This is a genomic window from Clostridium sp. TJA038 (assembly GCF_058310255.1).
The window spans coordinates 1-10,946 of the sequence record NZ_JBZEFA010000016.1; the positions used below are offsets into that span (position 1 = coordinate 1).

A 10,946-nucleotide genomic window follows, 5' to 3' on the forward strand; every position below is an offset into this window, starting at 1 on the left:
ATAAAAAAAAGGGGGTCATTTTTTCTCGGCTTGTATTATGAGTACTTTGTACTTGTCTTTAGACTTTATAATATTTAGTCTACGAAGGTTAGATTTTATTAAAGTATTAGTGTTAGAGAGAAGTTCCCTGGATATGTTCAGCTAGTGTGTATAGAATGTAGAGGAAAAATTTATGGATTGTAGAATATTAAACTTATTAAACTTATGATTTAAAGGAGTTTAAAGTTATGTATTATACTGTAGAACAGGCTTCTAAGGAGCTTAATATAACTAAACAGGCAATTTATAGACAACTAAAGAAAGAAGAATTTAAACAGTTTGTTATTATAGAAAAAGGAATTAAACATATTAATTCCGAAGGTTTAAATTATTTAAAAGGAGAGAATCCTTTAGAAAAATTGGTTAAACAACAAGTTGAAGAAATTGAAAGGTTAAGAGATGATAACAAAAAATTAATGATGTTGTTAGAACAACAGAATCAAATTATATTAAATAATCAAGAAATTCAGAAAAAAGCTTTAAACAGTACAGAGGTTCTATTATTAGAAAAAAGAGAGGAACTAAAAAGAAGAGCTGATGAGTATAATAAACGAAATACAAATTGGTTTAATAGGTTTAAATTTAAATTCATTTAAACCTATTAATCTTTATAATTATTTTTAAAGCATTGTTTGAAAAATTAGAAAAGAAAATGAAAATATAATTTATCAGCTTCTTTTCTAATTGGATATTACTTAATTAATTATATATTTATTTAATTTAGATTTATTATATTTATAGTAGTTTAAGGGTAGTTTATAAATTTCATTTAAATATTCTTCTTTTTTATTTAATTTTAGAGAGGCTATATATGATAATTGATTTACATCAAGTTCTTCAAAGTCAGATAGGTCGCAACGATACATAGGTTTCATATTTTCATGGTTTGAACGTATTTCTAGTTGTGAAAATCTTTTAGGTATTTTTATTTTGATTAATTTACTAGTCATTAGTTCAGAATATATCCATGGAGAGCTTGTACCATTTTCAATTATATCTTTTACATTTAAAGAGTTTTCGCTTTCTAGGAATATTATACATTCTGATTTATCAATTATTTCATTTAAAGCTGTTGAGAGCATAATATGTACATGTGAAGTTGAATAATTTCTTTTATCATAGTCAAAGCATGAATTTTCTTTAAGACAATATTTATTATCTAATTCTTTTAATAAATCATTACAGTATCCCCAGACATATGAGTCAACAAAAACATTTAAATTAAATTTTTCTTTGAAAAAACCTACTAAACCTTTTATTATTTCTAAATCTTTATGAGAATGTGATAAAAAAATATCATATTCAGAGATAGGAAACCATTCATTGGATAAATTATTCATATCAATATATCCATCTTTATTTATATAAGTTTCTAAATTCTTTTTTATATTTATTTTTTTATTTTCAATTATTTTTTCTCCAAAATCGGCATAATTTTCAGCTAAAGAAATTAAATCTTTATTTTTTTTTAATTTATATTTCTTGTACATTTTAATTTTCCTCCAATATTTATTTGAATTTAATATTTATAAGAAGTTATAAGTATAAATATTATAATTAGTATAGTTGTAATATATATTGGAAATATTGTTTTAGAGAACATTGTTTTAAATATGTTAGGCGTTTTTTTATTTGAACCATCTTTATTAGGTAGCCACATTTTTTCATTATATGGGTTCAAATCATACATATGTTCAGTTGTAATGATTCTTTTTTTTATAACCCACTCATATTTCCATCTATATAACATTTCAACTTTTAAGAAAAATCCATCTAGATACCATATGAACATAGTTATTGTTATAGCAACAATACATAGTATTGTTATATTGAAATTTTTAGGTAATAGTGTTAATGTTATTGTAATTAATGAAATTAACCAGCCTTTAATAATAGGCTATGTTAGCTAACTTTGTGATTAATTATATCTAAAATAGGCTATAATATAGGTATAGACTATATTTCAACTAATTTACAGAAAGGATACCTAATATTATGTCAAAAATAGATATAAAAGCTATGATAAAAGATTTAAAAAAGAATGAACTTACAGAGTTAATTTCAGTAGCACAAGAAGTATTAAGTACTTTATTTAATTCTTCTGAAATTAGAGATAATGTTAAAGAAAGTAGATTTTCTAAAGGATACGAGTGCCCAAAATGTCAATGTAAAGATGTAAATAAAAATGGGAAATCTAATGGAAGACAAAGATATATATGTAAACGTTGTCGTACAAGTTTTGATGAGTTTACTATGTCCCCATTCTCTAATACAAAATTAGGGTTAGATAAATGGCTAAAATACTGCGAATTAATGATATTAGGACTTTCTATAAGAAAATGTGCTGAAGAAGTAGGAGTAGGTGTTAAAACGTCTTTTTACATGCGTCATAGGATACTTGATGTAATCAATTTATCATTAAAAAATGATAAAGTTGAAGGTATAGTTGAAGTAGATGAATGCTTTATTAAGGAGTCTTTTAAAGGGAATCATTCTAAAAGTACTACATTTGTAATGCCTAGAAATCCTAGAAAAAGAGGTAAAGGTAAAAATGATAAGAAGAAAAGAGGAATATCAAAAGAGCAGATTTGCATAGAGACAGCAATTGATAGAAAAGGAAATATCCTTATGAGTGCTGTTTGTAATGGCAGAATTACAACAAATCAAATAATTAACTTCTTTGACAATAAAATATGTGAAGATGCTACTTTTTGCGTAGATTCACATAAATCATATATGGCAATAAAGGATAAGTTGAATATAGAGTTAAAGCAAGTTCCTAGGGGAAAATCAATGATAGATAGTGTTTATCATTTACAGCATATAAATGCTCTTCACAGTAGCTTTAAGAGATGGTTAATGACTTTTAATGGTGTATCCACAAAATATATCAATAATTATTTGGCTTGGTTTAAATTTCTACAACTAAGTAAGAAAAATAAAAAGAATGACCGAATTAAAGATATGCTAGTGAATGTAGCTACTAAGGATACTTATGTAACTAGAGCCACTATTAGAAATAGATTCATTGAGTTAATATAAAATAAGGAACTTTACTTAGAATTAATGAAACCATTTTATAATTGTAAAATAATTGAATACTTTGTATAATATAATTAAGTTCACAATTGTTATATAATGTGAAGTGAAGATATTATTAATATTATATATAAATAGAAATTTCTAGAGGTGATAAAGTGATTGGAATAAATGATGCTTGTGAAATATTGAGTTGGGCATATAATAATAATATAGAAATATGGTTAGATGGTGGTTGGGGTGTAGATGCTTTACTTGGAAAAGAAACACGTCAGCATAATGACATTGATTTATTTGTAGAAGAAAAAAACTATAATAAATTTATTGAAATAATTAAAAATAAAGGATTTAATGAAATTGTAGTGGAGTATACAAGTGAAGTGCATACTATTTGGTCTGATAATAAATTACGAATTATTGATTTACACATGTTTAAAGATAACTGTGATGGAACCATATGTTATGAAGGCGAAGTTTTTCAAAAAAATATATTCGATGGTGTTGGAAAAATAGGGAATATTATGGTTTCTTGTATAAATGCTAAAAATCAAGTCTTATTTCACTTAGGGTATGAATTTGGAGAAAGTGATATTCATGATGTAAAATTATTATGTAAAGAATTTAACATTCCGATACCTAAAGAATATGAAAATTTTTAAATTAGCGATAAATTATAATCTGTAGATTTAATAATATTACTATATCACGAAGAATTTATAATAAGTCATAAAAACAACCACATCTTATAATTCAATGTATTGAAAAGTCTAAGGCGTGGTTGTTTTTATGTCATATCTATCACGAAGATAGCTAACATAGCCTAATAATAAAAGAATTATGAGCCATTCTATTTATACAAGATTGTATAAGGTCTATTTCTTTATTTAGAATATTTTCATTATCCATTATTTTTTTATTTCCCTCCTTAATTAAATTATATATGTTCAAAATTTATAAAGATATTTTAATGTAGGAGTTTCTGGTGGATTTTTCTTTTTTATGTAGTAATTAAAATATGTAATTGGATTAATATATAAGATTATTTAACATTATAGTATATTGTATAAAATAACAAAAGAACTAATTAATTGTTATTGTGTAATAATATTTAAATTATATAAATAAGAAAAAATTCTTTAAAAAATAAGTTGAAGAAATTGAAAGGTTAAGAGTTGATAATAAAAGAAATAAAACTTCATTTAATAGGTTTAAAGTTATTTAAGATAGAAAAAAAGCACCAATAAGATGCTTTTTTATTTTTTTTAATAGCTCGTAATAAAAGCTACGAGCCTATTGACTGTAGCTTGATGAACAAGCCATACTATAACCATTTTGTTATTTCATTATCTATATTAATAAAATCTTTATTTACAGGTTTTCTATAAGTATTTATCCAAAGTGGATATTCAGTTAAATTTTCATACTCAAAGGGATATTTAATTTGATTACCCTTTTTTGTATTTAATCCATATTTTTTTGCTGATTTAAAAATTTCACTTTGGAGTAAAAATTTCTGTTTAACAATTCCACTCCAAGCTGGAATAGAATTTAACATACTAAATCTTTTATATAATTTTTTTATATATCTCTTTTTTACTAAATCATCTAATTCAGTTTTTATATTTTTATATGTTTTTTTATCCAAAACTACAGTTGCTTTTCCATTCACTAGAACTATATTAACCCATAGATCCGTACCAATTTTTATTCTAAACTTATCTTTTTCATTATTTTTTTTCAAGATATTATTAAATTTATCGTCTATAGGTTTTTCTAAATTTCCTTCTGTATGCAAAATTACAAATTGATTTTTCCATCTCAAATAATAAAAATTTGCTAATTTCTTTTTCTTCCTTCTAGCTCTTTGGTCTTTACTTAAATTTATATTATATTTTTCAATAATTTTTGAATCTATATTTTTTGATTTATGAGATTTATTTATAGGTATTTCACCTAATGAATAATAAATATATCCTTTACTAACTAAATAAACTATTTGTTGTAACATAAATTGCCACGATTTGCATAAGTAATTGACTTTCATAAAATCAATAACCTCCCAGTTATTTATTTTAAGTCTTTCAACAAACTTTCTCTCCCGAGATTAATTTGATTATTGCTATTAACAACACCACTTGTACAATAGCAACAATCTTAAAAATTTTATTTTAAAAAAGGTATCCACTTTCAGCTAACATATGATACCAGCACCACCTGTATATCTGTTAATGCAATTTTACTGCCCTGCAAAATTACACCCTCATATTGAGGACTTACTCATTACGATGCTTCATACCTTCGTCAATTTAGACACCACTCTAAATCACGGTTAGGTATCACCAAGTTAGAATAAATAGTTACGAAATAACGCTCTGGTCACTCCACATTAACTTGTAGGACATAAGTCCAAGAGTCGAATATAGAAGAACTCTATTACTCACTATCCTTTAGAATAGCTTTGGTTACATTAATGCTTCAACGTTGTTTGGCCTCGCCACTTCGTTATTTCTTTACACAGTCGCAACCGTTCTGATTGCTTTAAATTGTTGCCTTTTAAATCAACAATCCCTTTACGGGTTGAGCTATTTATCGTTGCTAGTTTCCTAGCTGATTGATTGTTACATCAATCCGATTCCCCCGCTGTGCTCAATGTTATAAGTTTCCACTTATCCCACGAGGTGGATTTTCACCACTTCTATTTATTCAGACATACCAAGCTTTTAACTACAGTACATCATTTCCTTGTCGCCCATATCCATATAATAAAATTAGTGGGTAGAAGTCATCTAAAATTATTGTTGGTGCAATAATTTTAGTAGTCAGCCCCCTTCACCACATCACGAGCACCTCTCGATGCATGACGCGATAACCCTGCATTTCTTAATCTAGTTGGTAGCTAGTTTTCCAAAATGCAACCTACCTCAATTAACCTACTCTGATTTAAAGAACTTTGGTGGAGCTCTATACATCTTCGTAGTTGGTTGTGTTAATTGTGTAAGCTTTCAAAATAAAATTTTTAAGTTTGTCTATTACTTATAATATTATATAGGAATTTTTTACTTTATTTTAAAAAATATTAATTTTAAAAATTTTTTTTTATAAAATTATATTTAATTTTTCAAAACCAGTTATAAAGCTAAATTGGAATATCACGCTAGTTCTATTATTGAATATAGAGAAAAAAGACTTAATTGCAAGTTTTTTATATTATTATTTCAATTAAAATTTCCAATTTTATTTATTTTATCAAACTTAAAAAATCCTTTTTTTTAAAAATTTTTGAAAGAACATTTAATATATCTTTCAAAAAGGAAATTTATTAAATCTAATAGAATATATTAATAACAATTAAAATTAGTTAGGAGTGAAATTATGGGGAATAAAAAACAAACAAGAATAACTGTAAACTTTCGTGAAAACGAAGAAGAAAAAAAATTATATAAATGGGTTAAAGAGAAGGGAGCTATTGGTGGAGATAGTGTTTTTATTAAAAGTATTTTGTATAAAGAATATTTAAAAGATACAGAAGGCAAATAAACCTTCTTTTTTTTTAAAAAAATTAACTGTTATAAGAACCTTTTAACAGTTAAATACATATATATAAACTATATCAATTTAAAAGAGTTGAGGAAAAATAATAAATATTTTAAATTTAGGAGCTGCTATTATTTTATCAATTCCTATAAGCAACTGGATAACTAAAAATTTTTTTGATGAAGAACATAAGGAAGTAAAAAGAGCATTAAAAAAATTAGATTATTTTTTTGATGAAAAAAAAATTTATAATTCACAAGGAGAAAAACCTAAGATAAAAAATATTAAAATAACAAATTACGGATTATTAATAAACTTGGACATAGAAGGTATAACAAGTTATACAGAATTAGAAAAATCTAAAGAATATATTAAAAGTTTATTTAAAGGTTATTATATAGAGCTTTTAAGTAACAAAGGTAATATAGTTGATTTAGATATAATAACCAAAGATATAAAAGAACTTGAATTTAAAGAAATTAAGTTAGATCCTACTAAATTAGTCTTAGGTTTTGACTTAAAAGGTGAGCCTATAATTGCAGATATGCTTATTACTCCACATATAGGCGTTGTAGGGACTTCTCTTAGTGGAAAAACAAAATGTATTCACGGAGCATTAAAAAGGCTTAAAGGAGCAGATATTACACTTTTGAATTGTTTTGCTAATGATTTTAACGGAATTAAAGCCGATAGAATTAATGGACATGATAATATATTAAAATTCCTAAAAAGAATAGCTGAAAACAAAACTATAAGACCAAGACCTTATTATATAGTCATAGATGAATACAATACTCTAAGTAATTTTAAAGGGATAGATAAAGTTATACAAGATTTATTAAGTCAAGCAAGGCATTATAATATATATCTTATAGTTATAATGCAAAAAGGAAATTCGGAAGATTGTAAGTTTAAACAATTATTCAATGTTAGAGTAGCTTTTAGAACAATAGAAGAAAGTACATTAAGAGCTTTTACTGGAGCAAGTTTAGGAAGTGGAGCATTAAATCAAAGAGAATTTTATATATTACACTCAAAATTACAAAAAGGAAAAACTTATGCTATTTAGTTTATGATTAAATAATTTTTAATTATTAAGAATTGTTTTATTTCAAGACCGTTGGTCATGGTGTGATATTTTGTGATGTATCACAAACACACCGTGACCATAAGGGCTAAGAAATAAAACAAAGCTGATAATTAAAAATTATATTATCTATAAACTTGATAGAAACTGTTTAATTCATATAGTGGTTACTTGTTTTATGGAGAGCAGTCTATATAATTTAAAAATAATTTTGAGTGGAAGTGATAGGATAGAGCTTTACAAAGTGAATGACTATCTAATAAAGAAAAATGGTAAAAGCAATAATGCAGAAGGTAGAAAAGGAAAAAAAAATTTAGGAAAAAAAGAAAAAATTAAAAATAATAAAAGAAATAGAAAAACTACTTTAACAAAATCAAGAAATAATATTATAAGGCTAATAAAAAGTAATTCGGATATGAAAACTTTTATAACCTTAACTTTTTCAGCAGAAACAAATTATAAGTCCAGTAAGAAGTTATTAAATAATTTCTTTAACAAACTTAGAAAAACTAAAAAAAATTTAAAATACATTTGGATATTAGAGTTCGGAAGTAAAAATAAAAGATTACATTATCATGTTTTAACTAATTATGAGCTACCTAAAAATATTAATTTTGCAAAAAATAAAGAAAAAAAATCGGAGTTTCATAAAAATTTTGAGAAAAATTTCATGAATAAATATTGGAAACATGGTTTTGTAGATATAAGAAATTTAGAAGATGAAAAAAATAATAACATAGCTCTGTATGTTTCATGTTATATAGTTAAAGATTTATCAGAAACAAATTTAGAAGGATATAGAGTTTATGGGTATAGCAAAAAAACTCTTAATAAACCAGTTATAAAAACAAGTTATGATAACAGAGATATTGAAGAAATATTAAAAGACTTTAAAGAATATGAAATTCAATACACTAACTCCTATGATATAGGATATTTAGATAAATATAATCAAGAACACAAAGGAACTGTAACGTATTTAGATTTATCAAAAAAGGAGGAAATAGTATGATTATTAACAATGTAAATATGCTTTGTACTAAAATTGAAATAAAGGAGAAAAAGGATAATAAGGAGCAATACTTAATGATTGGTTTATTAGACTTAACAAGTGGAGATGTTTTTAATATTTTTGAAAAAGATATGGAAGTTTTAGATAAGATAACACCTATGAATAGATATACTTTTAATTTAAACCTTAGTAGTAGTAAATATGGATTAAGTCTATCTATAGAAAACATAGTTGATAATTTAGGAGAAATTTAAAAATATTAAATACAATATAGTAAAGGTATTAACGTATTTTTGCTATATTGTATTTAATATCAAATGTTTTTGGATTCACTAAACAAGGAGATAAAATTATATATTTAAAAATATAGTTGATAATTTAGGAAAATTTTTAAAATAAAAAAATAATAAATTAAAACATAAAAATAGTTTAAATTTTAATTTTGGACTTACTATTTTTTATTAAGCTTCAATAATAGTTAATAATTTTTGAAAATATGATATAATTTTCTTAGTTTTACAGAAGGGAGGGGAATAAGTGATAAATGCTGCATTAAAGCTGGATAAAAATAATTATATAGATACTATTCATAGTAGAAGTAAAGGTTGGATAACTAGGAGCATTATAAATAAAAAAGGATATAAACAATGGCACTATAAATATGCTGAATTAAAAGATTTAGATATTAGTGGTGAAAATATATATATAACACCGAATACATTTTATAAGCCGTGCAGAAGGTTGGAAAATATAAAAGAATTAAATGCTCTATTTATAGACTTAGATTATTATAAAACTGGTAAAATAAGAACACAGTTACTTATGGATTTAGAAGAAAATTATTTTAATAAGACAATACCCATACCAAATTATGTGATAGATAGTGGGAGAGGAATTTATTTAATATGGTTAATAAATGCAGTACCTAGTAAAGCATTGCCATTATGGAAAGCAATACAAGATTATTTATATAATCAATTAAAAGAATTAGGAGCAGATAGACAAGCATTAGATGCAACAAGAATATTAAGGGTACCAGGAAGCAAGAACTCTAAATCAAATACTGTAGTAAGTATTTTAGATAAATATGATTATGTTTATGATTTAAGAGAAATACAAGATTGTTTTCTTCCAGAGTTAAAGCCATATGAAGTAAAAAAAGGTAGACCTAGAAAAGTAAATTTTATATTTAGAGAAAGAAGTCTTTATTATGGAAGAATACAAGACATAATAAAACTTTGTGAACTTAGAGAATATGATTTAAAAGGTCACAGAGAACTTATATTATTTTTATATAGATATTATCTTTGTAGTTTTACAGAAGATAGTCAGAAGTCTTTAAGTGATGTTTTAGAGCTAAATAGTATTTTTAGACAACCTTTAAGAAAAAGTGAGGTTATAAGAGCAACTAGAAGTGCTGAAAGATGTTATTTAGATAAAAATAAGCAATATAAATATAAGAACGATACTCTTATAGAATTATTAGAAATTAATGAAGAAGAACAAAAATATATGACGATAATAATTTCTAAGGAAGAATACAAGAGAAGAGATAGAATTTATAAGAAAAAGAAATATCAAGAACAATTAAAATTAAAAAATAAATTAACTAAAAAAGAAGAGATTAGACAAAGAAGAGAAAAAATAATAGACCTTTTGCGAGAAGGTCTAAAAAGAAAAGATATATGTTCTACGTTAGATATATCTATAAAGACATATAAACGAGATATTCAAGCAATAAAAGAGCAAGGTTTAATATAACCTTGTTCTCTTTTTGTATTATAAGATAATATCTTCGCATTAGTCAAATATATTTTTATTAATTATTATAAAAAAAAGGGGGTCATTTTTTCTCGGCTTGTATTATGAGTACTTTGTACTTGTCTTTAGACTTTATAATATTTAGTCTACGAAGGTTAGATTTTATTAAAGTATTGGTATTAGAGAGAAGTTCCCTGGATATGTTCAGCTAGTGTGTATAGAGACTACTAAATAAAAAAGGGGGTCATTTTTTCTCGGCTTGTATTATGAGTACTTTGTACTTGTCTTTAGACTTTATAATATTTAGGTTACGAAGGCTAGATTTTATTAAAGGATTAGTGTTAGAGAGAAGTTCCATATATATGTTTAGGCGGTGTGTATAGAATCTCTTAAATAAAAAAAAGGGGGTCATTTTTTCTCGGCTTGTATTATGAGTACTTTGTACTTGTCTTTAGACTTTATAATATTTAGTCT

10 protein-coding genes are annotated in these 10,946 nt (G+C 24.6%); 8 read left to right on the forward strand and 2 right to left on the reverse strand.

What is annotated here, in order from left to right; all coding sequences use genetic code 11:
- The first annotated feature begins 227 nt into the window (after positions 1–227).
- Complete coding sequence (locus AC4FQV_RS11610; protein ID WP_491165571.1) at positions 228–635, forward strand: DNA-binding protein; 408 nt, start codon at positions 228–230, stop codon at positions 633–635.
- Between the two features lie 99 nt (positions 636–734).
- Here AC4FQV_RS11610 and AC4FQV_RS11615 read toward each other — a convergent pair whose 3' ends face one another.
- The gene (locus AC4FQV_RS11615) at positions 735–1,529 is read right to left on the reverse strand and encodes a hypothetical protein (RefSeq protein WP_491165572.1); all 795 of its coding nucleotides are present in this window, start codon (positions 1,527–1,529) and stop codon (positions 735–737) included.
- A gap of 505 nt (positions 1,530–2,034) precedes the next feature.
- Here AC4FQV_RS11615 and AC4FQV_RS11620 point away from each other — a divergent pair.
- Positions 2,035–3,081: an IS1595-like element ISCpe8 family transposase gene (locus tag AC4FQV_RS11620; RefSeq protein WP_055259069.1), complete on the forward strand. Its 1,047-nt coding sequence runs from the start codon at positions 2,035–2,037 to the stop codon at positions 3,079–3,081.
- A gap of 155 nt (positions 3,082–3,236) precedes the next feature.
- On the forward strand, positions 3,237–3,737 hold the full coding sequence (lnu(P), locus tag AC4FQV_RS11625) for a lincosamide nucleotidyltransferase Lnu(P) (protein WP_022071788.1): 501 nt from the start codon (positions 3,237–3,239) through the stop codon (positions 3,735–3,737).
- Between the two features lie 662 nt (positions 3,738–4,399).
- Here lnu(P) and AC4FQV_RS11630 read toward each other — a convergent pair.
- Positions 4,400–5,122: a hypothetical protein gene (locus AC4FQV_RS11630; RefSeq protein WP_491165573.1), complete on the reverse strand. Its 723-nt coding sequence runs from the start codon at positions 5,120–5,122 to the stop codon at positions 4,400–4,402.
- A gap of 1,328 nt (positions 5,123–6,450) precedes the next feature.
- On the opposite strand from AC4FQV_RS11630, the gene AC4FQV_RS11635 reads away from it, so the two are divergent.
- The 5 genes from AC4FQV_RS11635 (at position 6,451) to AC4FQV_RS11655 (ending at position 10,472) form a co-directional block, all read left to right on the forward strand.
- Entirely contained in the window at positions 6,451–6,615 is a 165-nt protein-coding gene (locus tag AC4FQV_RS11635; protein WP_491165574.1) for a hypothetical protein, read from the forward strand.
- Positions 6,616–6,928: 313 nt separating this feature from the next.
- Complete coding sequence (locus AC4FQV_RS11640; protein WP_491165575.1) at positions 6,929–7,681, forward strand: type IV secretory system conjugative DNA transfer family protein; 753 nt, start codon at positions 6,929–6,931, stop codon at positions 7,679–7,681.
- Between the two features lie 196 nt (positions 7,682–7,877).
- On the forward strand, positions 7,878–8,711 hold the full coding sequence (locus tag AC4FQV_RS11645; protein WP_491165576.1) for a rolling circle replication-associated protein: 834 nt from the start codon (positions 7,878–7,880) through the stop codon (positions 8,709–8,711).
- On the forward strand, positions 8,708–8,965 hold the full coding sequence (locus tag AC4FQV_RS11650) for a hypothetical protein (protein ID WP_491165577.1): 258 nt from the start codon (positions 8,708–8,710) through the stop codon (positions 8,963–8,965). The genes AC4FQV_RS11645 and AC4FQV_RS11650 overlap by 4 nt, the downstream gene beginning before the upstream one ends.
- Before the next feature lie 283 nt (positions 8,966–9,248).
- Positions 9,249–10,472, forward strand: coding sequence for a DNA-binding response regulator (locus tag AC4FQV_RS11655; protein ID WP_491165578.1), 1,224 nt, complete (start codon positions 9,249–9,251; stop codon positions 10,470–10,472).
- Positions 10,473–10,946: the final 474 nt, after the last annotated feature.

What these genes read in the sequence shown, in the direction of transcription:
- AC4FQV_RS11630 (WP_491165573.1), bottom strand. Translation starts at nt 5,122, where the DNA reads ATGAAAGTCAATTACTTATGCAAATCGTGGCAATTTATGTTACAACAA.
- AC4FQV_RS11645 (WP_491165576.1), top strand. Translation starts at nt 7,878, where the DNA reads ATGGAGAGCAGTCTATATAATTTAAAAATAATTTTGAGTGGAAGTGAT.
- AC4FQV_RS11620 (WP_055259069.1), top strand. Translation starts at nt 2,035, where the DNA reads ATGTCAAAAATAGATATAAAAGCTATGATAAAAGATTTAAAAAAGAAT.
- AC4FQV_RS11635 (WP_491165574.1), top strand. Translation starts at nt 6,451, where the DNA reads ATGGGGAATAAAAAACAAACAAGAATAACTGTAAACTTTCGTGAAAAC.
- AC4FQV_RS11650 (WP_491165577.1), top strand. Translation starts at nt 8,708, where the DNA reads ATGATTATTAACAATGTAAATATGCTTTGTACTAAAATTGAAATAAAG.
- AC4FQV_RS11615 (WP_491165572.1), bottom strand. Translation starts at nt 1,529, where the DNA reads ATGTACAAGAAATATAAATTAAAAAAAAATAAAGATTTAATTTCTTTA.
- AC4FQV_RS11610 (WP_491165571.1), top strand. Translation starts at nt 228, where the DNA reads ATGTATTATACTGTAGAACAGGCTTCTAAGGAGCTTAATATAACTAAA.